Source organism: Brachymonas denitrificans (assembly GCF_907163135.1).
Classification (GTDB): Bacteria; Pseudomonadota; Gammaproteobacteria; order Burkholderiales; family Burkholderiaceae_C; genus Brachymonas; species Brachymonas denitrificans_A.
The window spans coordinates 364,381-388,502 of the sequence record NZ_CAJQUA010000001.1 but is presented as its reverse complement, the minus strand read 5'-3'; the positions used below and the strand labels follow the sequence as shown (position 1 = coordinate 388,502).

The following is a 24,122-nucleotide window of genomic DNA, read 5'->3' as shown; positions in this document are numbered from 1 at the left end:
TTGTATGCACACCGCCGCCCGCACCCTGCGTAGCGCCCGCCCATCGCGCCAGCATCGCCATCGCCTGGCACTGCTGGCCCTGCTGCTGGCCGGCACTGTCCTGCTGCTGGCGGGCTGCGCCAGCACCCGCCCGCCGCAGGGCGTGACCGCCGTGACGCCGTTTGACATGCAGCGCTACCAGGGCCGCTGGTATGAGCTGGCGCGCCTGGATCACGCCTTTGAGCGCGGCATGACCGATGTGTCCGCCACCTATACCGCGCAGGCCGACGGCAGCGTGCGCGTGGTCAACCGCGGCTATGCCCCGGCCAGCGGCCAGTGGCGCGAAGCCGTGGGCAAAGCCCTGTTCACCGGCGCGCCCACCACGGCGTCGCTCAAGGTGTCGTTCTTCGGGCCGTTCTACGGCGGCTACCACGTCGCCGCGCTGGACCCGGACTACCGCTGGGCCCTGGTCGTGGGGCCTGATACGGGTTACGCCTGGATTCTGGCGCGCGACAAGCACATCGCCCCGGCACAGCAAAACGCCATCGTCGCCCAGGCGCGCGCGCTGGGGGTCGATACCGCCGCGCTCATCTGGGTCACGCACGAGCGCCAGGACCCGGCGCACTGACCGCCCCACGCATCGGCCCCCACCCCAGGCAAGCGCACCATGGCCTACACCGTCGTCTGGTTCAAACGCGACCTGCGCGTGCATGACCACGCGCCGCTGATCCACGCCGCGCGCCAGGGCCCGGTGCTGTGCCTGTACGTGCTGGAGCCCAGCCTGTGGGCGCAGCCCGACTGCGCGCTGCAGCACTACGGTTTTCTGCGCGAAAGCCTGCGCGACCTGGCCCTGCAATTGCGCACCTGTGGCGCCACGCTGCAGCTGGCCGTGGGCGAGGTGCCCGAGGTGCTGGCGCACCTGCATGCGCTGCAGCCCTTTGCGCGCCTGGCCTCGCACGAAGAAACCGGCAACGCCCACACCTACGCCCGCGACCTGGCCGTGGCGCGCTGGTGCCGCCAGCACTGCGTGGGCTGGCAAGTGAAGATGCTGCACCCGCTGGAGGTGCTGCAGCGCGCCGAGGGTGCGTGGCGCAGCGGCCAGGCCCCGCTGGCCGCGGTGGAGGGGTTCGTGCGCCAGATTCTGGGCTGGCGCGAATACGTGCGCGGCATCTACTGGGCGCACATGCCGGGTTACGACGCGCACAACGCGCTGGGCCACCACCAGCCGCTGCCGCACTGGTTCTGGAGCGGCGACACACGCATGCGCTGCCTGCACCTGGCCATCACCCAGTCGCTGCAGACAGCGCACGCGCACCATATCCAGCGGCTGATGGTGATTGGCAATTTCGCGCTGCTCGCCGGGCTGGAGCCGCAGGCGCTGCACCGCTGGTACCTGGGCATTTACATCGACGCCTTTGAGTGGGTGGAACTGCCCAACACCCTGGGCATGAGCCAGCGCGCCGATGGCGGCGTGATCGCCACCAAGCCCTACGTGAGCAGCGCCGCCTACCTGCAGCGCATGGGCGACTATTGCCGGGGCTGCGCCTACGACCCCAAGCAAAAGACCGGCGCGCGCGCCTGCCCCTTCAACGCCCTATACTGGGACTTTTTTGCGCGCCACGCCCCGGCGCTGCAAGGCAACCCGCGCCTGGCCCTGGTGTACCGCCAGTGGCAGAAGATGGACGAGCCCCAGCAAACCGCCCTGCGCGCGCAGGCCACGCAGCTGCGCCAGCGGCTGGAAACCCTTTGACGAAAGGCCCTACCGCCATGCAATCCCTGCCCGACGGTTACCGCGCCCTGGTGCTGGGCGCCACCGGCGCCATTGGCGGCGCAATGGCCGCGCAATTGCGCACCGACCCGCGCTGCGCCGCGGTGCGCACGCTGGCGCGCGGCAGCACACCTGCGCTGGACTTTGGTGCGCCCGGCAGCATCGCTGCCGCAGCCCAGGCCCTGCACGCCGAAGGGCCCTGGCATCTGGTGCTGGTGGCCACCGGCATGCTGCAGGGCCCCACCGGCAACCCTGAGAAACGACTTGCCGAACTCCAGGCCGACCACATGGCCGCCAGCTTCGCCATCAACACCATCGGCCCGGCGCTAGCGCTGGCGCACTTCGCCCCGCAACTGGCGCGCGACGAGCGCAGCCTTTTCGCCGTGCTATCGGCCAAGGTGGGCAGCATTGGCGACAACCGCCTGGGCGGCTGGGTCAGCTACCGCGCGTCCAAGTCCGCGCTGAACATGGTGGTGAAGACCGCCGCCATCGAGTTGGACCGCACCCACCCGCAGTGCGTGCTGGCGGCGCTGCACCCAGGCACGGTGGATTCGGCCCTGTCGGCCCCGTTTCGCGGCGCGCAGATCGGGCGGCCCGCGCAGGATGCGGCGTGCGACTTACTGGCGGTGCTCGACCACCTGACCCCAGAGGACAGCGGCGGCTTCTGGGCCTACGACGGCCAGCGCCTGCCTTGGTGACGGGGCCATCAACACATTGACGAAAGGAGATGCCACCATGCGCATCCTACTTACCGGCGGCACGGGCCTGATTGGCCGCGCGCTGTGCCAGCACTGGAGCCGGCAGGGGCACGCCCTCTGCGTCTGGAGCCGCAGCCCCCAGCAGGTGCGCGCGCTGTGCAGCGGCGCGCGCGGCATTGCGCAGTTGCAAGAACTGGACGCCGGCCCACCAATGGACGCTGTGGTCAACCTGGCCGGCGCCCCCATAGCCGATCGCCCCTGGACCCAGGCGCGCCAGGCCCTGCTGTGGCGCAGCCGCGTGGACTTGACGCGCAGCCTGGTGGACTGGATAGGCCGGCAGACCGTGCCGCCGCGCGTGCTGCTTTCGGGCTCGGCCGTGGGCTGGTATGGCGACGGCGGCGAGCAATGGCTGTCCGAAGACAGCGCCCCCGGCAACACCGACTTTGGCAGCCGTCTGTGCGTGGCCTGGGAACAAGAGGCCGAGCGGGCGCGCCAATGGGGTGTGCGCGTCGCGCTGCTGCGCACCGCGCCGGTGCTGGCCGCGCAGGGCGGCATGCTGGCGCGGTTGCTGCCACCGTTTCGCCTGGGCCTGGGCGGCCGGCTGGGCAGCGGCCAGCAATGGATGCCCTGGATTCACCTGGACGACCAGGTGGCGCTGATCGACTACCTGCTGCAGCACCAGGACGCCAGCGGCCCCTTCAACGCCTGCGCACCCGAAGCGGTGCGCAATGCCGACTTCACCCGCACCCTGGCGCGCACCCTGCATCGCCCCGCGCTGCTGCCCGCGCCCGCCTGGGCGCTGCGCCTGGCGCTGGGCGAGATGTCGGTGCTGCTGCTGGGCGGCCAGCGCCTGGTGCCACAGCGCGCCCAGGCAGCGGGCTTTGTCTGGCGCTACCCCGAGCTATCGGGGGCGCTGGCGCAGCTGCTGCAAAAAAAATAGCGAAAGAACGTCACACTTCAAGCGGCACCGCACGCCCAGCGCCGCAGCTTGCCCTTCGTCAGGGCGTGGCAAGCAGCTTTTCCAGCTGCTCCACAAATGCCTTGTTGTCAGGCTCGACCGTGCTGGCGTAGTGGGTCACCGAACGCCCAGAGCGGTCAATCAGGTATTTGTTGAAGTTCCAGGACGGAACCTTGCCCGTAATTTGCGCCAGTTGCTTGTAGAACGGGTTGGCATCCGAGCCACGCACGGCAGAGCGCGCAAACATCGGAAAGATCACGCCATAGGTGTTGTAGCAAAACTCGGCAATCTCTTTGTTGTCGCTTTTTTCCTGCAAAAAGTCGTTGGACGGAAAGCCCAGCACCACCAGGCCGCGGCGGTTCACGTGCCACAGCGGCCACCTGCGCAGGCGCAGGGGTGGGGGATGCGGCCAACACCATTGGTGGCACCAGAGCCAGCAAGAGAGCCAATGCACGAGCAGACATATGCAGTACCCATGGGAACTATGACCGCTTCATTGTCATGCAAACGCGCTTGCCTCGTTGGGACATGCGGGCGACCCGGGCGTTCAGGCTGCGCGCATCGCTTGGATGGCCGGCGATACATTGGTGTGGGCATAAAAAGCGAACGACGCGACCGCAGTGCACCCCACCTGAGCAACTGACGTTGAATGTGTTGACGATCTTCCATATGAAGCGGGAAATGCTTTGACAGCGTTGGTTGTGGGCGGTGCTTGCGCCGACATTCCCCTGACGGCGCGGCCTGCTGCTGCGCCAGCACTCGCAACGCGATGCCAAGGCAGTGCCGGAGCTGGGTGGCGCAGGCCCTGGCGGCTTTGTGTTGATCCGCCCTTTTTCATTGAGGAGCCATCCATGAATGCAATGATGTCTGCCGATCTGCCGGTCAAGCTGGCGCACGCTCCAGCCGCCGCGCAGGGATTCGGCTTCGTAGAACCGGCGGGCATGGTCGTCCTTGACCGACAGCAGTCGCACGTAGGCCGACCACGGCAGCGTGAACACCTGCGCCAGTTCGACGAGGCTCAAATTCCCAGACACCGTCTGGGAATTCTCTGAGGCCGGGCCGCCGCCCAATTTCCCAGACAGTGTCTGGGAAATCTCGGAGCGGGGATACGCGAGGAAGAACCGCCGCATGTTCTCCAGGTTGTTGACGCCGAACCCGCGCCCGAACTGCACGGTCAGATCAGCGGACAGCCGCTCGATCAACTGCTCGCCGTAGCCCGCGCGCCGCTTGCCCTGCTGCTCGGCCTCCACAATGCGGCGGCCAACCTCCCAATAGCTGGCCGTCATCAGCGCATTGACGCTGCGCGCCGCCGCCTGGCGAGCGGCATCGAGCAGTTCCACGATGCCGCCGTGGATGCCGGCGTAGCCGGCAGGCATGGCGATAGCTTTGGGTGTCCGGGTGCTCATGCCGTCGCCTCCTGCGGCTGTTGCTGCCGCGCCCCGGTGATGATCTTGCGCCGGTTCGCCACCAGATCGGCCGCCTTGCGCACCGGGTCATCCTCGGTGTGGACGTAGCGCATGAACATCGCCACGGTCTTGTGCGCCGTCAACGCCATGCCGACCTTGACCGGGATGCCCGAGTTGGCAATGTCCGTGGCCGAGCGGTGGCGGATGCCGTGCGTGCCGACGTGGGCCGCGCCGGCAGCCTTGAGAGCCCGGCACCAGCCGCCGTAATACTCGCCCGTGGTCAGGTGCTGGCCCGCATGGCTTGGGGACGGCAGCACATGGGGAATTCCGTCCTGCCTCGGCGCGGTCGAAAGCAGTCGGTAGGCTTCCTCACTCATGGGCTTGGACATGCCGCCTGTCTTGCTGTCGGGCCAGACCACGCGCCGGTTCTCGAAGTCCACCCAATCCCATTGAAGCGTGACGATTTCGCCACGGCGGGCGGCGAACTCGAATTGCAAGCGGATCGCCAGGGGAATGACGTAAGGCTCCAGCCCTTCGTCCTCCAGCTTGCCCAGATGGCAGAAGATTCGCGCCATGTCCTCATCGCTGATGAGGTGCGTGGCCTTCCCATTCGGGTACATCGGAACGTGGCGGCACGGGTTGGTGCCGTCCGTCCGGTAGCCCCACACCTCGGCCAGGTTGAACATCCTGCGCATCACGCTGAAGGCGTTGTTGGCCTCGGCTGGCTTGTGGGCCATCTTCTTCATCACCGTGGCCACATCGGGCCGCTTCACGTCCTGCACCTTCATCCGGCCCAGCATCGGAACGATGCAGCGGTCGATGACGGCCTGATAGCCGCGTTGGGTGCTGGGCTTGTTGCGCAGCTTGGAGTAGTCCTCCATGAACTTGCCGCACAGTTCCGCGACCGTGGGCACGGCACGGGCGGCGGCCTTGGCCGCGCCAGGATCACCGCCCTTGCGCACCTCGGCCAGCCACTCCTGGGCCAAGGCGCGGGCCTGCTCGACGGTCAGTTCCCCATACAGGCCCAAGGCAGGCTTGCGCCGCTCTCCGGCGTTCGTGCGGTACTGAAGCATGAACACCTTGCGGCCCGCCGGGGTGATCTTGCAGAGGAAGCCGGGCACCATAGTGTCCCGGAGTTCGACGGCCTGCGCCTGGGGTTGCGCCGCATCGACTGCGGACTTGGTGAGCTTGAGTTTTGCCATGATGACTCCTCGGAACGACCCGGTTTCCAAGAGCCACATGGGAGCCATGCGAGCACAAGCCGGGTCAGGTTTCAGAAAGCACCGGCATATGTTGAACTCGCCTAAGTCATTGATAAACCTGCTGTATCTTGCTTGGGCGTAGTCCGTCGTAATGTCGGGCTGGAGTCATCGTGAAATAAAAAAAGCCACGGCAATGTCGTGGCTCCTGCATCCAGCCCTGCGGCACGGGGGCCGCAGGCCTCGTGCTTACATGCGTTCGAAGATGGCAGCGATACCCTGGCCACCGCCGATGCACATGGTGACCAGCGCGTAGCGGCCGCCAGTGCGGTGCAGCTCGTGGATGGCCTTGACGGTGATGACCGCACCGGTGGCACCGATGGGGTGACCCAGCGAGATGCCGGAACCGTTCGGGTTGACCTTGGCCGGATCGGCGTTCAGGCCGCGCGTGACGGCACAGGCCTGGGCGGCGAAGGCTTCGTTGGCCTCGATCACGTCCATGTCGTTGATGGTCAGGCCGGCCTTCTTCAGCACCATGTTGGATGCCGGCACCGGGCCGATGCCCATGATGCGCGGCTCGACACCGGCGTGGGCATAGGCCACCAGGCGTGCCAGCGGCTTGGCGCCACGGGCCTTGGCAGCTTCGCCGTCCATCAGCACCACGGCAGCAGCCGCGTCGTTGATGCCGGAAGCGTTGGCAGCCGTCACGGTGCCGTTTTCCTTGACGAAGACGGGCTTCATCTTCTGGAAGTCCTCGATCTTGGCGCCAGGACGGAAGTGCTCGTCCTTCTCGAACACCACATCGCCCTTGCGGCCCTTGATGGTGACCGGCACGATCTGGTCCTTGAACCGCTCCTCGGCCCAGGCCTTTTCGGCGCGCTGGTGGCTTTCGAGGGCCAGCGCATCCTGGTCTTCGCGCGTGATGTTGAAATCCTTGGCCACGTTCTCGGCCGTAACGCCCATGTGGATGGTCTGGAACGGGTCGTTCAGGGCACCGACCATCATGTCGACCATCTTGGTGTCACCCATGCGGGCACCCCAGCGGGTGTTGAGGCTGGCGTAGGGCGCGCGGCTCATGTTCTCGGCACCGCCGCCGATGGCCACGTCGCAGTCGCCCAGCAGGATGGACTGGCTGGCGGAGACGATGGCCTGCAGGCCGGAGCCGCACAGGCGGTTGACGTTGAAGGCCGGGGTTTCGATCGGGCAGCCGCCGTTGACGGTGGCCACGCGGGACAGGTACATGTCCTTGGGCTCGGTGTTGACGACGTGGCCGAACACCACATGGCCGACATCCTTGCCTTCGACGGAGCCGCGGGCCAGCGATTCGCGCACGACCAGGGCGGCGAGTTCGGTGGGGGGCACATCCTTGAGGCTGCCGCCATAGGTACCGATGGCGGTACGGACAGCGCTGACGACTACGACTTCACGCGACATGGTTCTCTCCTAACACTCAGGTGGTTTTAGCTAACGGGAATGGGAATTGGCGCACCGGACTGACACGCAGCCAAACGTATCAACCGGTGACACGCTGATACATGATAGCGCAGCAACGGCCTCGCTCCGGGTTGGCGCATTCACCTACCCCGGCCACTTTTTTCAGTAGCGCTCGGGCACGTACATGGCCTCGGGAATCGGATGACGCACGTAATCGGGGTGGCGGGTGCGCTCGGGCAGGATCACTTCGGGGCGATCCACCTCGGTATAGGGCAGGCTCTCAAGGATATGGCTGATGCAGTTGAGGCGGGCACGCTTCTTGTCCACCGCCTGCACCACCCACCAGGGGGCTTCCTCGATATGGGTGCGCTCCAGCATCACCTCCTTGGCCTTGGTGTAGGCCTCCCAGCGCACGCGGCTCTGCAGGTCCATGGGGCTGAACTTCCACTGCTTGAGCGGATCGTGGATGCGGCTCAGGAAGCGGCTGTGCTGCTCCTCGTCGCTGATGGAGAACCAGTACTTGAGCAGGCGGATGCCCGAACGCACCAGCATGCGCTCGAATTCGGGCGCGCTGCGGAAGAACTCCTCGTATTCGTCATCGGTACAGAAACCCATCACGTGCTCGACGCCGGCACGGTTGTACCAGCTGCGGTCGAACAGCACGATTTCGCCGCCCGCGGGCAGGTGCGAGACGTAGCGCTGGAAATACCACTGCGTGCGTTCGCGGTCGTTGGGTGCGGGCAGCGCGGCCACGCGCACCACGCGCGGGTTCAGGCGCTGGGTGATGCGCTTGATGACGCCGCCCTTGCCGGCCGAATCACGCCCCTCGAACACGATCACCACCTTTTCCTTGGTGAACTGCACCCAGTCCTGCAGCTTGACCAGTTCGGCCTGCAGGCGCAGCAGTTCACGGAAATACAGGCGGCGGTCCAGTGTGCTGTGGTGGCCCTCGCCGGCCTCGTGGCCGATCAGGCTGTCGGCATCTTCCAGCTCGAGTTCCAGGAATTCGTCATAGCTGTCCATGACCTCCTGGCTCATGCGCTGATACAGGCTGGCCGGATCGCCGGAATGGTTGTCACCCCCGAACATAAGTCTTCCCTTTCTTTTCCAGTGTCGTGGGTCGCCCCATCTTTACATCGCCGTGATGATGGCAAAGCCATATGACGAAAATATGACAGATGGATGGCAACCCGCGTATCACGCCCTCCAGGGTGTGGCCGGCAGGCCGTGCCAGCGCGTGCCGGCCGGAATCGCTTCGCCCTTCATCACCAGCGTCAACGGCCCGAGCTGCGCGCCATCCGCCACCTGGGCTCCGTACAGCACGGTGCAGCGCGCGCCCAGCGTCACGCGGCTGCCGATGCGCACATGGTCCACCTTCATCACGCGGTCCTCGAACAGGTGCGTCTGCGGGCAGCACAGGGCGTTGAGTTCGCTGTGGTCGCCGATGTGCACGCAATCGAATTCGGTGATGTCGGTGGTGTCCATGTAGACGCCACGGCCGATACGCGCTCCCAGCAGGTTGAAGGCATCGGACAGCCACGGCGTGCCGCGCAGGTAGCGCAGGAACCAGGGCACGGTAATGCCCTCGTAGAGGTTGGTCGCTGCCTCGGACAGCCAGACGAACGGCGTCCACATCGGCACCGAGCGCTGTTTGTAGCGGCCCAGCAGCAGCCACTTGAACAGGGCCACGAAGACGAAGGTGGCCAGCCCGAACAGCACGCCGCCCACCGCCAGATCCAGCGCGACTTCATCCCAGCGGCCACGGGCCGCCAGCGGCATGGCATCGAGCACCAGGGCATAGCCCACGGCGATGACCAGCGCATGGGGCGCTGCAATACGGAACGCCTCGACGCTGCCGCGCCCCAGCTTGCGCAGGCGCGAGGGGGCAAATGTAAGGTGTTCGGGGAAACCGCTCACCACTTCGCGCGCCGGCAGGTGCATGGGCGGCGAACCAACCCAGGTGTCGCCGTCCTGCATCGAGGCGTTGCGCGGCACGGCGCTCATCACGCCAATCAGCACGTTTTCGGGAATGGTGGTGCCATCCGGCACGTAGGCACCGTTGCCGACAAAGCTGCGGCGCGACACCACGGTCGGCCTGACCGTCATCCAGCCACCGTCGATGTGCTCGTCTCCCAGCATCACCGCATCGGCGATGAAGCATTCGTCGCCCAGCGTGAGCATGTCGGGCACCACGCCGAGCGCGGTGGACAGCTCGGTTTCCTTGCCGACCCTGGCGCCCAGCAGCCGGTACCAGGTGGCGGAATACACCGTGGCGTACACCCCGTGCAGCACCGCCAGACTGGATTCCTGAATCTGGTTGACAAGCCACTTGGCCAGATAGCGCTTGCTGTGCAGGGGCCAGGAGCCGGCGCGCATCTTCGGCAGGAAGGCCCAGCGGATCAGGGCCGCTATCAACGCCGTGGCCAGGATGAACACCAGGCTGGCCGGCAGCGCCAGGATGAAGAACTTGACGAGGCGCAGCCCGAACGCTTCCCAGTCGCTGATCGAGCCCGAATCCAGCAGCGGGCGCACCGCGATGGCATCCACGTCCATCAGGTCGATCAGCATGAAGGTCGGGAATACCGGCATGAAGAACAGGACCGCGACGGCCAGGGCCCCCACGATGAAGAAGGCGCTTTCGAACCACAGCCGTGCGGTACTGACCGGCGGACGTGCCGGCAGGCTGGCGGGGTCGAAATCCCCCCGTTCGCGCGCGGGTGAGCCATGCCAGACCTTGCGTGCCGGCACGCGCTGGCCGCTGCCCAGCGCCGACTGCCCTTCCAGATGGCCGTATTCGCCAATGGCCGTGTCGCCCTCCAGCACGACGTAGGAGCCGATACAGGCTTCCCGGCCAATGTCGATGCGGCCCAGATGCAGCATGCCGCCTTCGACGCGGGCGTTTTCCAGGTTGACCGCGTTGCCGATGGCGGCACCGTCGCCGATGGAGATGAGCTCGGGCACACGCAAGGTCACCGAACCCAGGTTGACTTCGGCCCCCACCTTCGCACCCAGCGCGCGCAGCCACCAGGAATAGAGCGGCGAGCCGTTGATCATGTAGGTGGGAACGGCTTCGGTCAGCCGGTCAACCAGCCACCAGCGGAAATAGGTCCAGCCCCAGAGCGGATAGCTGCCTGGCTTCAGCCGGCCGGCAATCAGCCATTTGCCGGCCCAGGCAACGACAAATTCGGCCAGCGTGGTGACAAGGAAGGCCACGATCGACATGGCAACGGCATACACGAGCGAGTCGTCCGGATCGCCGGTATAGAAATGGTAGGTAAAGAACGGCGCCAGCCATTGCGCCATCTTGAGCAGCACCAGGAACGGCGTGACCAGGCCTTGCGCCAGCCCGCAGCGCCAACGGCGCCAGGCGCTGTGCAGCACAAAGGGGCGCTCGGCCGCGGGGGCGCTGCCGGATTCGTCCATGCGCTGCTGCAGCGCCTCGGCGATCAGGCCGATGCGGCGGTGCTGGTAGATGTCGCCGACCGTGGTCTGGGCAAAGCGGGCGTCCTGCCGCAGCAGCGACACCAGGCGCGCGGCGAACAGTGAATGGCCACCCAGGTCATTGAAGAAGTCCAGTTCGCGCCGCACCGGCTGGCCGGGGAACAGTTTTTCCAGTTCGCCGAACAGCGCCTCCTCGGCGGGAGTTTCGGGCCGGTCGCTGCCTTCTGCAGCCGCTGCAGCCGCCAGCGGCTGTGCCTTGAGCACCTTGCGGTCGATCTTGCCGCTGGACAGGCGCGGCATGGCCGGCAACGGCTCGAAGCGCGCGGGCACCATGTAGGGCGGCAGCACCCCGGCCAAACCGTTGCGCAATGCACTCGTGGCCGGCGTGTCGCTGCGGGAGGGGACATAGAATGCGACCAGCTGCTCGATGCCATCGTCATTGCGCAGCACCACGGCGGTAGTCCCCACGCCCGGCTGGCGTGCCAGCACGGCTTCGATTTCGCCGAGTTCGACGCGGAAGCCGCGAATCTTCACCTGGTCATCGGCACGACCCAGGCACTGCATCTGCTGCACGCCACCGGTCTGCGTTTCGACGCGGGCCAGGTCGCCCGTGCGGTACAGGCGCGCTTCCTGTTCGTTGCGGGCCCAGGGATTGGGCAGGAATTTCTCGGCCGTCAGGTCGGGGCGGCCCAGGAAGCCGGCGGCCACGCCGGGGCCGGTGATGCACAGCTCGCCGGTTTCGCCAAACGGCAGGATCTTGAGCGGGGGCACCTTGCCATCCACGATGCTGTCGGGATCGATCACCTCGATCACCAGCAGGCCGTAGTTGGGCAACGCCTCGCCGATGGTGACCGGCTGGCCCGGCTTGAGCTCGGCCAGCGAGGCTGAAACCGTCGCTTCCGTCGGGCCATAGGTGTTGAACATCTGCCGGCCATGCGCCCAGCGCTCGACCAGCGTCTGCGGACACATCTCGCCACCCAGGTTGATGATGCGCAGATTGGGCACATCCTGGGCGAACAGCGCCAGCAGCGTGGGCACGGCGTGCAGCACGGTGATGTCGTTCTCGATCAGGGCGCGCGGCAGGGCTTCGGGATCGCCGGCGATTTCCTTGGGGGCGATCCAGAGCGTGGCGCCGACCAGGTAGCTGATCCAGATCTCCTCGAAGGACATGTCGAAGGCGACCGAGAAGCCCTGGTAGACACGATCGTCCTCGCGCACACCCAGGCGGGCGTTCTCGCTGCGCAGGAAATGGCAGATGCTGCGCTGCGTGATGGCAATGCCCTTGGGCTTGCCGGTGGAGCCGCTGGTGTAGATGACGTAAGCCGTGTAATCCGGCGAGGCATTCTGGCGGCGCTGCAGCACGATGCCCTCGGGCAGCGGCTGCAGCAGTTCCTGCGCCGTGAGAATGCGCGCCTGGATGTCGGGCTGCTGCAGCACCGGCTGGCCATGGTGCGCGTCGATCAGCAAGGCACGCGCCTGCGCATCTTCCAGGCAGATGGCAATGCGCTCGACCGGCACCTCGGCGTCGAAGGGCAGCCAGGCGGCACCGGTCTTGGCAATGGCAAGCTGCAACACGAGCAGTTCGATGCCGCGCGGCAGCCACAGGCCGACCATGTCGCCCGCCCGGATGCCGGCCTCGATCAGCCGGTGCATCACCGCATCGGCCGAGGCATCCAGCTCGGCATAGCTGAGCTGGCGCTCTCCGTGCGTCAGCGCGGTTTTGTGGGGAATGCGATGTGCCGTGGCCTCGAACAGGTCTGCCAGGATGTCCTCGCCCAGCAAGTCGGGCAAGTCGGGGCCGCGCAAGACATAGTCGCTTTCTGAGTCTGCCATGGGATACTTCCTGCGTGCCGGATTCCGAAATCACCCGTACGCGAAAAACCGGGCAACAGACGCCTGCGACCGGAAGGCCGCCGTCGTCCGCATGCCCGGCAGTGTTGTGCGAGAGGAGCGCTTATTTGGTGGAGCAGGCAACGCCACGGTCGGCGCGATTGCCAGCGCCGCGGGCAGCCGCCTCGCTCATGTACTGGCCCTTCCTGGTCTTGCCGTAGTATTTGGTGCCGGGGCAGTGATAAACCCTGGAATCAGCGTTGACCCACACCTGAGTGCTGCCCAGACCACTGCCGGATGCTGCCTTTACCGGGACGCTGGTCTTGGCGGCGGGAGTGGCAGGAACGGCAGGGGTAGCCGGCTTGGCAGGAGTTGCCGCGACAGCTGGAGTTGCCGGCTTAGCAGGCGTGGCTGCTACAGCGGGTCTGGCGGGAGCGGCCGGAACTGCCGGCTTGGCGACAGAAGTCATGGGCTTGGAAGCCGGCTTGGTGGCCACAGCCGCAGAAGCAGGCTTGGCAGCAGGCAATAGCTTGCCGAAGAAGGAAGTCGACTTGATCGCACCAGACGCTGTTTTCACAGGAGCACTGGCCGTAGCGGCGGGAGTGGCAGGGGCTGCCATGGCGGCACCACCGGCCAGCAGGCAGGCAGCGAACAGCGCGGAAAAGGAAGACTGGCGCAAGGTCATCATGAATCTCCTGGAAAACGGGCTGGAAAAAACTTGCTGATCCCGATCATCACTGCCCTGATGACAGGGCGCGTGACAAAACCCGCCTCCCCCTGTTGCAACTGCAATCGATGCGACTGCAGGCCGCCCTCACGGCGCTGGGGTGCCATGCAGCATGGCCTCGAGCGCCTGCAGCAGTTCCTGCCGGTCCAGCGGCTTGCGCAGGATGGAGCCGATGCCCAGCTCCTGTGCGCGCGCGGCCAGCATGGGGCCGCCCTGCCCGGTGACCAGAAGCACCGGCAACTGAGCCAAAGCTCCTCCAGCCGTGCGCAAGGCACGGACGAGTTCGGTGCCGGAGAGGTCCGGCATGCGTTCGTCCGTGAGCAGGGCCGCAAAACGCGCCGGCTGCTCCTGCAGCAGAGCCAGGGCCCGGGAGGACTGCGTCTCCACCGTTGCCTCATACCCCAGCAGTTCCAGCGTGCTGGCAACCAGCTCTGCCAGCTCCGGCTCGTCATCCACCACCAGGATGCGCGGGATCGTCCCGCCCGCTCTGGCTTCTGCAGGAACTGACAGCGGCTCCAGCGCGGGACTACCCACCGGAAACCACAGCGTGAAGCACGCCCCCTCTCCAGGCCGGCTTTGAACATCGATGGCTCCGTGCAGTTCGACCATGGCGCCATGCACCACAGACAGGCCCAGACCCGTGCCGCCCTCGCCGCCCCGCGTCGTGTAGAAGGGCTCGAGCAGATGCTCCATCGAGACCGGATCGATGCCCCGCCCCTGATCCGCCACCGACAGCCTGAGCCAGTCTCCGGCGCCGAGCTGGCTGTGGGAAAGCACCTGCTCCTGCGCCACGCGCTCCTCGCCCAGCGCCACGCGCAGCACACCGCCCTGCGGCATCGCCTGCACGGCATTGACGCAAAGGTTCAGCACCGCCTGATAGGCCTGCAGCGGATCCCCCTTGACCGTTGCCTGCGGCGCCTGCAGTTGCACATCCAGCACAATGCCCGGCTGCTGCAGGCTGCGCACATGCTCCAGCACCTCCTCGATCACCGGCTGCAGCCGGAACACCACCGAGCGCCGGGCGCCACCGCGGCTGAAAGCCAGGATGCGCTCCGTCAGCGCCCTGCCCCGTTCCGTTGCCCCCATCAGGCGACCCAGTTGCCGTGCCTGGGCGCTGCCGGGTTCGGCCTTGTCCAGCGCCATCTCTCCATAGCCGGCAATCGCGCCGAGCACGTTGTTGAAATCATGCGCCACCTCGCCTGCCATGCGCCCCAGCACCTCCAGTCGCTCGCCCCGGGCCTGCTGCCGGCGCAGCGCCTCCTGCGCCTGCACATGACGCCGCTGGGCGCGCTGCAGAATCCACAGGGCCACCGCCATCACCACCGCCAACAACGCAAGCAGCGCACCGGCGATCTGCGCAGAATTGGTCCAGTCATGCAGCACCACATCGCGGCTGCGCAGCAGTTCCACCTTCAGGCCGTAGGGTTCGATGGGAATCTGCTCCACCAGCCGGGACTGTCGGCTCACGGGATGCGAAGCGCCCGGCGTGGAGGCCAGCAGTGTGCCGTCACGCCGGTACACCAGCATTTGCGCCTCGTCCTCGGGCAAGGCCGCCTGAAATGCCCCCAGCAGGGCATCGGCCGGCACCCCGGCAACCACCCAGCCGAACCGCGCCGTGTCCACGGAACTGGCGATGGCCACCAGCGGGTGGGCGGCATGGGAATCCTGGAACGGCGGGCTGAAGGCCAGCCCGTCGATGCCGGCAGGCTTGAGGGCCGGCCTGAAGCTCTCCGCTTCCGGAAAGCCGATAGAATCGGAACCCGCCACGCCAGCCCCATGCCGGTCGAGCAGCCAGAGGGTCTGCGCCATGGGCATCAACTCCACCCGGCGGCGCAGCCTTGCAGACACCTCTTCCTCGCTGCCGGGCATGCCATCTTCCTCGATGGCATTGCCGATGGCCGTCAGGCCTTCATTCACCCCGTCCAGGCCACGCTCCAGCTCGTCGGAAGCCACCACGGCCAGCGTATGCAGGGCCCGCTGCTGCTCGCTCAGGGTGGAGCTGCGCATGACCCACAGGGCAGCCGCCGTCAGGAGCACCAGCAGCAGCCAGGCCAGCAGCAGAGCCATCCAGGGCATACGGCCGCTGGAGAGGAAACGCGACAGCGAGTGTCTGCGTGCGGGGCCCCGATTCTCCGTTACCATCCTGACCATGTCCTTCCTGAACCAGCCCCATGTATTGGTCGTCGACGACGATCCCGATGTGCGTGACATGGTCTGCGACTACCTGCAGGAGCATGAATTGCGCGCCACGCCCTGCAGTTCCGGTCGGGAAATGATAGCCTGCTTCGACAGTCAGGCGATCGACCTGGTGTTGCTGGACCTGCGCCTGCCGGGCGAGGACGGGCTGGATCTGGCGCGCCAGTTGCGTGCGCGCGCCACCGTGCCCATCATTCTGCTAACCGGTCGCACCGAAGAGGCCGACCGTGTGATGGGGCTGGAACTGGGTGCCGACGATTACGTGACCAAGCCTTTCAGCCCGCGCGAGCTGCTGGCGCGCGTGCGCGCAGTGCTGCGGCGCTATCAGGTGCAGGCCACGCTGCCGCAGCGCGACAGCGCGCGCCGCGCCTTCCGCTTTGCCGGCTGGGAACTGAACCTGCGCACGCGGCGTCTCAAGTCGCCCGATGGTTCGTATGTGGAGCTGTCCAATGGCGAGATCAGCCTGCTCAGCGCCCTGTGCCAAGCGCCGCGGCGCGTGATGTCGCGCGACCAGCTGCTGTCCATGTCGCGCCTGCACGAGGCCGAGGTGTATGACCGCACCATCGACGTGCAGATCCGGCGGCTGCGGCTCAAGCTCGAGGCCGACCCGGCGCAGCCTCGGTTGATTCTGACTGAGCGCGGTGCCGGCTATCTGCTCGCGTGCGATGTCGAGACGCTGTATTGACATGAAACCCAGCTAGGCTGGCGCTGCAAGCCTGGCCGGGACAGATCCTTACACATTGCGCATTGAATCGCCCGCAATCAGCGGCAGATAGGGTTTGCCATGACTCACGGAGGACCCCATGGAACACAGCGAACTCGAGAAGGAACTGCAAGCCCTGCGCAACAAGGTGCGCGATCTGGAAGCCCAGCTGGCCAGTGCCGATTCTGCGGCGGACGAGCCGGCAAGCTCTGCATCGATGCAGCGTGACCAGCGCGCCGTGGTGCAGCAACTGGTCGACGGCCTGTCGGCGGTGGAAAAGGAAGCTCTGCATGACTGGGCCACGCGCATGGTCGACCTGCGCCATTCCCGTGTGCCGGCGTGGACCAGGGCCAGCCAGGCAGTGTCCGTCACCCTCTCCAGCCGGGCCGCCCTGCCCACCCTGAAGGTGCTGGCAGCCGAGGCCAAGGACCGCGCTTGGGACAAGCAGGGAACCGGCGGCCGTGCCGTGCTGATTACCGTGCTGGCTGCCGCCCTGCTGACCGGCCCTGGCGCCATCGCCTTTACGGCGGCAGGCATGACGGTCGGTTTTCCGCTATGGATTGCATTTGGCAGCGGCGTCGAACTAGCAACCACGATCCGCGATGCCTGCGCGCCTGCAGCTCCGCAAGAAGCGAGCGAGCCACCGGCTGCGCCTGCCTCGCAAGCGATGGCGGTGTCGGAAGAAGCTCCTGCTGACAAGGACGAACCCACGATCATCATCCCGCCGGCGCCCTGAGGCCCAGCCAAGAAAAAAGCACCTGCAGCGCATGCTGTAGGTGCTTGATTTCGTGGACCATCTGGCGGAGAGAGAGGGATTCGAACCCTCGATACAGGAGAACCTGTATGCCGGATTTCGAATCCGGTGCATTCGACCACTCTGCCATCTCTCCGTGGTCTGTTCATTCCGCAGCGAGAGCGCTGCAGGAAACAGGCAATTTTACATGCAAGTGACAGCCTCCGCCAAGAGGCCGTCCGCATTTTTTCGCCTGACTCAGTCCGCGCGCAGCACGCTGACACCACCCATGTAGGGGCGCAGCGCCTCGGGCACCTCGATGCTGCCGTCCGCCTGCTGGTAGTTTTCCAGCACAGCCACCAGGCAGCGGCCCACGGCCAGACCGGAACCGTTGAGCGTGTGCACCAGTTCGTTCCTGCCCTTCGCGTTCTTGAAGCGGGCCTGCATGCGGCGCGCCTGGAACGCCTCGCAGTTGCTGACCGAACTGATCTCGCGGTAGGTGTTCTGCGCCGGCACCCACACTTCCAGATCGTGCGTGCGCGTGGCGCCAAAGCCCATGTCGCCGGTGCAGAGCACGATCACGCGGTACGGCAGGCCCAGCTTCTGCAGGATGGCTTCGGCGTGGTGGGTCATTTCCTCCAGCGCCTCGTAGCTCTTCTCTGGATGCACGATCTGCACCATCTCGACCTTGTCGAACTGGTGCTGGCGGATCATGCCGCGCGTGTCGCGGCCATGACTGCCCGCCTCGGAGCGGAAGCAGGGGCTGTGGGCCGTCAGCTTGATCGGCAGGTCGGATTCGGCCAACAGGGTGTCGCGCACGGTGTTGGTGAGCGGCACTTCGCTGGTCGGGATCAGATACAGCGGGGTGTTGTCGGGATGCTCTTCCGACTCCTGGCCACCCTTCTTCGCGGCAAACAGGTCGGCTTCGAACTTGGGCAACTGGCCGGTGCCGCGCAGGCTGTCGGCGTTGACGATGTAGGGCGTGTAGCACTCGGTGTAGCCATGCTCGGTGGTCTGCACATCCAGCATGAACTGGGCCAGCGCACGGTGCAGGCGCGCCACCGGGCCGCGCAGGAAGCTGAATCGCGCTCCCGAAAGCTTGGCGCCCGTGTCGAAATCCAGACCCAGCGGTGCACCCAGATCCACGTGGTCGCGCACCTCGAAATCGAACTGGCGCGGGGTGCCCCAGCGGCGCAGTTCCACGTTGTCGGCTTCGTCCTTGCCCACCGGCACGCTCTCGTGCGGGAGGTTGGGCACGCCGGGCAGGATCTCGTCGATCGCGGTCTGGATCTCGGTCAGGCGGGCGGCGCTGGTTTCCAGCTCCTGCTTGATGGAACCGACCTGAGCCATCACGGCCTCGGCACCGGCATGGTCGCCCTTGCCCTTGAGCTGGCCGATTTGCTTGGACAGCGTGTTGCGCTGCGACTGCAGCTCCTCGGTGCGGGTCTGGATGGTCTTGCGCTCGGCTTCGAGGGCGGTGAAGGCAGCCACGTCCAGCCAGGGCTGCGGCGACTTGCGCGTCTGCAGGCGGGCCACTACGTTGTCGAGGTCTTTGCGGAGCAGGAGGATGTCTAGCATGGGGATACTTCTGAAACGGGGAATTACTGGTCGAGCTTGAGGCCCTTGGGCAGCGGGAACTTGAGCGTTTCCTGCACGCCATCCATGGTGCGCACGGAAACGGCTCCGTAGGCCTTCACGCGGGCCACCACCTCTTCGACCAGGATTTCGGGGGCGGACGCGCCGGCGGTGATGCCGACCGTGGCAGCATCCTTGAACCACTCGGGCTGCAACTCATCGGCATTGTCGACCATATGGGCCGGAACGCCCAGCCGCCGCGCCAGTTCGGCCAGGCGGTTGCTGTTGCTGCTGGTCGGGCTGCCGACCACGATGACCACGTCGGCCTGCCTGCTCAGCACCTTGACGGCGTCCTGGCGGTTCTGCGTGGCGTAGCAGATGTCCTGCTGCTTGGGCTCGCGGATGTTCGGGAAACGCGCCCTGACGGCGGCCGTGATGGCTGCCGCATCGTCCACGCTGAGTGTGGTCTGCGTGACCACGGCGAGACGTTCGGTCTGCGAAGGCTGCACGCGGGCCACATCTTCCACGTCTTCCACCAGATGGATGCCGCTGTCGAGCTGGCCCATGGTGCCCTCCACTTCGGGATGCCCCTTGTGGCCGATCATGATGAATTCGTAGCCTTCCTTCGCCAGCTTGGCGACTTCGACATGCACCTTGGTCACCAGCGGGCAAGTGGCATCGAACACCTGGAAGCCGCGCTGGGCGGCCTCTTCCTGCACCGCCTTGCTCACGCCATGCGCGCTGAATACCAGCGTGGCGCCGGGTGGCACCTCGGCCAGGTCTTCGATGAAGATGGCGCCGCGATTTTTCAGGTCGTTCACGACATGCGTGTTGTGCACGATTTCGTGCCGGACGTAGATCGGACGGCCGAATTTCTCCAGTGCGCGTTCGACGATGTCGATGGCACGATCCACACCGGCACAGAAGCCGCGCGGCGCAGCCAGCACGATGCCGGCATCGGGAGCGGTTATGGGGGCCGAAGGATTGCGTTCAGTCATAGCACACCGATGATCTGCACCTCGAAGGTGACGGGCTGCCCCGCCAGCGGGTGGTTGAAGTCGAACAGGATGGCGTCCTCGCCCAGCTCGGCAACGGTGCCGGCAAACTGGCCTTGCGCGTCGGGCGTGGGAAACTGCACCACTTCGCCGACCGCGTATTCCTCGTTCGGATCGCCCATTTCCTTGAGCACGCTGCGCTTGAGCCACTGCAGCATCTGCGGATTGCGCTCGCCAAAGGCGGCGCCGGCCGGCAGTTCGAAGGTGGTGTGCGTGCCCTCGGGCATGCCGATCAGCTTCTCCTCGATCGCCGGCGAGAGTTCGCCAGTGCCCAGCGACAGCGTGGCGGGCTGCTCGAGGAAGGTGTCAATCACATCGCCCTGCGGACCGGACAGACGGTAATGCAGGGTGAGAAAGGAATCGGCTTGCACCACGGGCGTGCCGGGGGCTGCGGAGGGGGTAGCTTCAGTCATGATCCGGTCCGGAGGTTGGATGCGCTATTGTAAGAGGCTGGCTGCATGGCAGGCGGAGCGAGGGCATTGTCGCCTGCCCGGGATCAAATCCGGCATCACTCATTTATAATACTTTTTATTTATCAATGGGTTTTCATGGCGCTCCACGACCTTCCGCATGCCTCCCGTCCGCGCGAACGCCTGCTGCAGCATGGTGCCGCAGCGCTGGGAGATGTCGAACTGCTGGCACTGCTGCTGCGCACCGGCACGGCCGGGCGCAACGTGCTGGTCATGGCGCAGGATGTGCTTGATGCCTGCCAGGGTCTGGCCGGGCTGCTGCATGCCGATGCGCGCACGCTAGGGCAGATCAAGGGCCTGGGCGGCACCGCCAAACGTGCCGAACTGCTGGCCGTGATGGAACTGGCGCGCCGGGCCATGGCGCAACAGCTGCAGCAGCGTACCCTGCTCAACCACCCGGCGCTGGTCAGCCACTACCTGCAGGCGCACCTCGGCAATCTGCCGCATGAGTGCTTTGCCGTGCTGTTTCTCGACAGCCAGCACCAGCTGATCCAGCTCGAGACGCTGTTTCGCGGTACGCTTAACCAGACCAGCGTCTACCCGCGCGAAGTGGCCTTGCGCGCGCTGCACCACCATGCCGCCAGCGTGGTGCTGGCGCACAATCACCCGAGCGGGCAGGTGCAGCCATCCAGTGCCGACATTGCCCTGACGCGCCAGTTGCAACAGGCGCTCGCCCTGCTCGACATTCGCGTGCTGGACCATATCATCGTGGCGCGGGGGCAGAGCCTGTCGATGGCCGAACAGGGCCTGATGCCTGCCGCCTGAGTTTTCCTGTCTGTCTGCCGATACGCCATGCGCCCTGCCCTCACCCGCCACCTGCCCGAGATTGTTCCCTTTGCCCACGGGCTGCTGCAACGCGCCTTGCAGCCGGGCGATATCGCCATCGACGCCACGGCCGGCAACGGGCACGACACGCTGTTGCTGGCGCAACGGGTGGGCGATGGCGGGCATGTGTATGCCTTCGATGTGCAGGAGCAGGCCATCTCGGCCACGCGCGAACGGCTGGAGGCACACGGCGTCGCTTACCGCGTCAGCGTGATTCATGCCGGACATGAAACCGTGCAGCAGCATGTGCAGCAGCCGGTGCAGGCCGCCGTGTTCAATCTGGGCTATCTGCCGCGCAGTGACAAGCAGGTAACGACGCAGGCCGACAGCACCATCGCGGCGCTGGAGGGCATCTGGCAGCTGCTGCAGCCGCATGGGCTGATCGTGCTGGTGGTGTACCACGGGCACGCCGGCGGCAAGCAGGAGCGTTCCGCGCTGGAAGATTACGTGTGCAGCCTCGATCCGGCTACCGTGCGCGTGGTGCGCTATGCGCTGGCGAATGTGCCGAACGATCCGCCTTACGTGCTGGCGCTGGAGAAGCTCAAGCAAGTTTCCGCCTGTTGAGTCGACGCGGCGTCCTGTCCCGCTTTGCAGGCACGGAACGAGCCTGAAACCTGCGGGATCAGGCTCCACCTTGCCTGTCAGTCTCCCAGCACCACCCCTTCGCGCCGCGGATCGGCCCCGCCGAAATAGCCCTGCGGCGTTTTCTGGATCGCCTGCAGGCCGCTGGTCATGTCCATCTCGCGCACCTCGGCGCCGCGCTTGCGCAGGGCCTCGATGGTGGCCGGGGCGAAGCGTTTCTGCTCCAGCAGCGTGGGACCGTTGATCGATCCGAAATTGGGCAGGTCGATGGCGCGCTGGGGATTCAGGCCCCAGTTGAGCGTGCCGTACAGCGTCTTGGCCACGTAATGGATGATCAGCGCGCCGCCCGGGCTGCCCGCGCTCATCAGCAGTTCGCCGCGACTGCCATCCGGCCGCTTCGCATATACCAGGATGGGCGCCATGCTGGAACGTGGCCGCTTGCCGGGCTGCACGCGGTTGGCGACCGGGCGTCCAGCGGCATCCGTGGGCGTGAAACTGAAATCCGTCAGCTCATTGTTCAGCAGGAAGCCGCCCGCCAGCCCCTTGCCGCGGTTGACCATCAGGCGTGCCCCGAACTGGTCCTCGATGGTGGTGGTCATGGAGACGGCGCGGCCCTGCGCATCGATCACGCTGATGTGGCTGGTGCCGTATTCGGGCTGGGCCGGCATGGGCGCCCAGGCGGCACGCACGCCACCGGCTTCGCCCGGCTGCGCAGTCTGCATGGAACGCCCTTGCGGCCCCTGCTGGATCAGGCTGGCGCGCTGCTGCAGGTAGGCCGGCTGCAGCAGGGCCTGCCAGCTGCCGCCCGGGGCCGGCACGAAATCGGGATCGGCCACATACTGCGCGCGGTCGGCAAACGCCAGGCGCGCTGCCTCCGTGTAGAGGTGCAGCCAGTCGGCACTCGGCTGGCCCTGTTGCAGAGGCAGCTTCGCGGCTTGGGTGTGATTGAGAATGCCCAGGATCTGCCCGATCGCCAGCGTGCCCGAACTGGGCGGGGGCATGCCGCAGATGGCGTAGCGGCGTGCTACGGCCTCGTAATCGAAACAGAGCGCCGGATGCTGGCGCGGCTGGTAGCGTGCCAGATCGCTCAGCGCCAGCTTGCCCGGATTGCCGGCATGACCCTGCACGGTACGCACCATGGCCTGCGCCACTTCGCCCTGCATCAGGTAGCGTGCGCCCTGACCGGCAATGCCGCGCAGCACGGCCGCATATTCGGGATTGCGCAGCACATGGCCGACTGGCCAGGGCTGGCCGTCCGGGCCATGGAAATAGCTGGCGGCGGTCCTGTCGTTGGCGCGCAGGTATTTTTCGGCGCTCAGCAGCCGGTGCAGGCGCGCACTGACGGGAAAGCCCGCCTCTGCCAGTCGGATCGCCGGCTCGAACAGGCGCTTCCACGGCAGGCTGCCCTGCTTTCGATGCACCTGCTCCAGCATGGCGACCACGCCAGGCACGCCGACCGAGCGCCCGCCCACTACCGCTTCATGGAACGGCAGGGCCTTGCCATCGGCGCCCAGGAACAGCGTCTCGCTTGCACCTGCCGGCGCAGTTTCGCGCCCGTCCCAAGCCTGCAGCGTCCTGCCATCGTCATACAGCAGGAAGGCGCCGCCGCCGATGCCGCTGGATTGCGGCTCGACCAGCCCAAGCACCATTTGCACGGCAATCGCCGCATCCAGCGCATTGCCGCCGGCACGCAGAATCTCCAGCCCTGCCTGCGTTGCCAGCGGATTGGCGGCCGCCACGGCCTGACGCTGCCATTGCCAGCCGGGCTTGCTGGTCCAGCCGCTGGAGGCTTCAGGGTTGGGTGGAACCGTGGAGGCTGCCGGTGCCGCGGACGGCGCCTGCAATGGGGCGCAGGCAGCCAGCACAGCCGCTGCTGCTGCAACCCCTGCCAGTCGAAACATGGCCTGTGTCATGCGAAACCCTTTCGAATCCACGGGCCCTGTGCAACTGTGCCCCAGTGCCGAAGGCTTATTCGACGCCGGCGTCTTCCTCGTCCTTGGCCGGCCAGTCGCGGATGTAGGCCTTGAGCATCTTGTTCTCGAAGTTCTGGCTTTCCACCACGGTCTTGGCCACGTCGTAGAAGCTGATCACGCCCTGCAGCACCTTGCCTTCCATCACCGGGATGTAGCGGGCATGGTGATCCAGCATCATGCGGCGCACTTCGTCCAGCGCGGTTTCGGGCGTGCAGGTGATGGGGTGGTCATCCATGGCGGCGCGCACCGTGGAGTTGCCCAGGCTGCCGCCGTTCTTGGCCAGCTGGATGTTGATTTCGCGGAAGGACAGCATGCCTGCCAGTTCGCCATGCTCCATCACCACCAGTGCCCCGATGTCCTTCTCCACCACCACGTTCAGCGCGTTGAGCAGCGAATCGTCAGGGTGCACCGTGTACAGCGTATTGCCCTTGACGCGAAGAATGTCACTTACTTTCATGTTGGCACCTTGTCTCTGGAATGGCCGGTGAAAAACAAAACAACAGGATCAATATAGCCCACATTTGGAGACATTTTCCTCCGTGTTAGCCCGCTGCACCCAGCATATACACT

Annotated in this window: 20 protein-coding genes, 1 tRNA gene and 1 pseudogene; 8 read left to right on the top strand and 14 right to left on the bottom strand. The window is 66.1% G+C overall.

Features of this window, described 5'->3' with window-relative positions; genetic code table 11:
• Window positions 1-4 precede the first annotated feature (4 nt).
• The 4 genes from KKQ75_RS01765 to KKQ75_RS01750 are packed head-to-tail and all read left to right on the top strand — an operon-like array spanning window position 5 to window position 3,385.
• Window positions 5-607, top strand: coding sequence for a lipocalin family protein (locus KKQ75_RS01765; protein WP_213359548.1), 603 nt, complete (start codon window positions 5-7; stop codon window positions 605-607).
• Window positions 608-646: 39 nt separating this feature from the next.
• On the top strand, window positions 647-1,729 hold the full coding sequence (locus tag KKQ75_RS01760; RefSeq protein ID WP_213359546.1) for a deoxyribodipyrimidine photo-lyase: 1,083 nt from the start codon (window positions 647-649) through the stop codon (window positions 1,727-1,729).
• Window positions 1,730-1,746: 17 nt separating this feature from the next.
• Window positions 1,747-2,445 carry an SDR family NAD(P)-dependent oxidoreductase gene (locus tag KKQ75_RS01755; RefSeq protein ID WP_213359544.1) on the top strand — a complete coding sequence of 233 codons (699 nt, stop codon included), beginning with the start codon at window positions 1,747-1,749 and terminating at the stop codon, window positions 2,443-2,445.
• Between the two features lie 37 nt (window positions 2,446-2,482).
• Entirely contained in the window at window positions 2,483-3,385 is a 903-nt protein-coding gene (locus KKQ75_RS01750; RefSeq protein WP_213359542.1) for a TIGR01777 family oxidoreductase, read from the top strand.
• Between the two features lie 58 nt (window positions 3,386-3,443).
• Here the strand turns inward: KKQ75_RS01750 and KKQ75_RS01745 are convergent.
• The 8 genes and pseudogenes from KKQ75_RS01745 to KKQ75_RS01710 form a co-directional block, all read right to left on the bottom strand.
• A pseudogene (locus tag KKQ75_RS01745) lies at window positions 3,444-3,758 on the bottom strand (glutathione peroxidase); the annotation flags it as partial.
• Between the two features lie 127 nt (window positions 3,759-3,885).
• Entirely contained in the window at window positions 3,886-4,809 is a 924-nt protein-coding gene (locus KKQ75_RS13020) for a DUF1016 N-terminal domain-containing protein (protein ID WP_250130965.1), read from the bottom strand.
• The gene (locus KKQ75_RS01735; protein WP_213359539.1) at window positions 4,806-6,011 is read right to left on the bottom strand and encodes a tyrosine-type recombinase/integrase; all 1,206 of its coding nucleotides are present in this window, start codon (window positions 6,009-6,011) and stop codon (window positions 4,806-4,808) included. Before KKQ75_RS01735 ends, KKQ75_RS13020 begins: the two co-directional genes overlap by 4 nt.
• A 246-nt stretch (window positions 6,012-6,257) precedes the next feature.
• Window positions 6,258-7,442: a beta-ketothiolase BktB gene (gene bktB / locus KKQ75_RS01730; protein ID WP_213359537.1), complete on the bottom strand. Its 1,185-nt coding sequence runs from the start codon at window positions 7,440-7,442 to the stop codon at window positions 6,258-6,260.
• 162 nt (window positions 7,443-7,604) lie between these two features.
• A complete protein-coding gene (gene ppk2, locus KKQ75_RS01725; RefSeq protein WP_250130964.1) occupies window positions 7,605-8,480 on the bottom strand; it encodes a polyphosphate kinase 2 in 876 nt (291 codons plus the stop codon).
• 159 nt (window positions 8,481-8,639) lie between these two features.
• Window positions 8,640-12,716, bottom strand: a complete 4,077-nt coding sequence (locus KKQ75_RS01720) for a Pls/PosA family non-ribosomal peptide synthetase (RefSeq protein ID WP_213359531.1) — start codon at window positions 12,714-12,716, stop codon at window positions 8,640-8,642.
• A 121-nt stretch (window positions 12,717-12,837) separates the two neighbouring features.
• Window positions 12,838-13,398, bottom strand: a complete 561-nt coding sequence (locus KKQ75_RS01715) for a hypothetical protein (RefSeq protein ID WP_213359528.1) — start codon at window positions 13,396-13,398, stop codon at window positions 12,838-12,840.
• A 129-nt stretch (window positions 13,399-13,527) separates the two neighbouring features.
• Window positions 13,528-15,516 (bottom strand): ATP-binding protein, encoded by a 1,989-nt coding sequence (locus KKQ75_RS01710; protein WP_213359516.1) that lies wholly within the window; start codon window positions 15,514-15,516, stop codon window positions 13,528-13,530.
• Between the two features lie 73 nt (window positions 15,517-15,589).
• Between KKQ75_RS01710 and KKQ75_RS01705 the strand changes: the two genes are divergently transcribed.
• Both KKQ75_RS01705 and KKQ75_RS01700 read left to right on the top strand, forming a co-directional pair.
• Window positions 15,590-16,321, top strand: coding sequence for a response regulator (locus tag KKQ75_RS01705; RefSeq protein ID WP_213359514.1), 732 nt, complete (start codon window positions 15,590-15,592; stop codon window positions 16,319-16,321).
• Between the two features lie 118 nt (window positions 16,322-16,439).
• Window positions 16,440-17,075 carry a hypothetical protein gene (locus tag KKQ75_RS01700; RefSeq protein ID WP_213359512.1) on the top strand — a complete coding sequence of 212 codons (636 nt, stop codon included), beginning with the start codon at window positions 16,440-16,442 and terminating at the stop codon, window positions 17,073-17,075.
• A gap of 62 nt (window positions 17,076-17,137) precedes the next feature.
• Here KKQ75_RS01700 and KKQ75_RS01695 read toward each other — a convergent pair.
• From KKQ75_RS01695 to KKQ75_RS01680, 4 genes are all read right to left on the bottom strand, one after another.
• Window positions 17,138-17,229, bottom strand: a tRNA-Ser gene (locus KKQ75_RS01695).
• 101 nt (window positions 17,230-17,330) lie between these two features.
• Window positions 17,331-18,650, bottom strand: a complete 1,320-nt coding sequence (gene serS, locus KKQ75_RS01690; protein WP_213359509.1) for a serine--tRNA ligase — start codon at window positions 18,648-18,650, stop codon at window positions 17,331-17,333.
• Window positions 18,651-18,673: 23 nt separating this feature from the next.
• Window positions 18,674-19,645, bottom strand: a complete 972-nt coding sequence (ispH, locus tag KKQ75_RS01685) for a 4-hydroxy-3-methylbut-2-enyl diphosphate reductase (RefSeq protein ID WP_213359505.1) — start codon at window positions 19,643-19,645, stop codon at window positions 18,674-18,676.
• A complete protein-coding gene (locus KKQ75_RS01680; RefSeq protein ID WP_213359503.1) occupies window positions 19,642-20,115 on the bottom strand; it encodes an FKBP-type peptidyl-prolyl cis-trans isomerase in 474 nt (157 codons plus the stop codon). Before KKQ75_RS01680 ends, ispH begins: the two co-directional genes overlap by 4 nt.
• 135 nt (window positions 20,116-20,250) lie before the next feature.
• Here KKQ75_RS01680 and radC point away from each other — a divergent pair, with 135 nt between their 5' ends.
• On the top strand, window positions 20,251-20,937 hold the full coding sequence (radC, locus tag KKQ75_RS01675; RefSeq protein ID WP_213359501.1) for a RadC family protein: 687 nt from the start codon (window positions 20,251-20,253) through the stop codon (window positions 20,935-20,937).
• A gap of 27 nt (window positions 20,938-20,964) precedes the next feature.
• The gene (locus KKQ75_RS01670; protein ID WP_213359499.1) at window positions 20,965-21,561 is read left to right on the top strand and encodes a class I SAM-dependent methyltransferase; all 597 of its coding nucleotides are present in this window, start codon (window positions 20,965-20,967) and stop codon (window positions 21,559-21,561) included.
• A 77-nt stretch (window positions 21,562-21,638) separates the two neighbouring features.
• On the opposite strand, the gene KKQ75_RS01665 is transcribed toward KKQ75_RS01670, so the two are convergent.
• Window positions 21,639-23,492: a gamma-glutamyltransferase family protein gene (locus tag KKQ75_RS01665; protein ID WP_213359496.1), complete on the bottom strand. Its 1,854-nt coding sequence runs from the start codon at window positions 23,490-23,492 to the stop codon at window positions 21,639-21,641.
• Window positions 23,493-23,547: 55 nt separating this feature from the next.
• Window positions 23,548-24,009, bottom strand: coding sequence for a CBS domain-containing protein (locus tag KKQ75_RS01660; protein WP_091817570.1), 462 nt, complete (start codon window positions 24,007-24,009; stop codon window positions 23,548-23,550).
• Window positions 24,010-24,122: the final 113 nt, after the last annotated feature.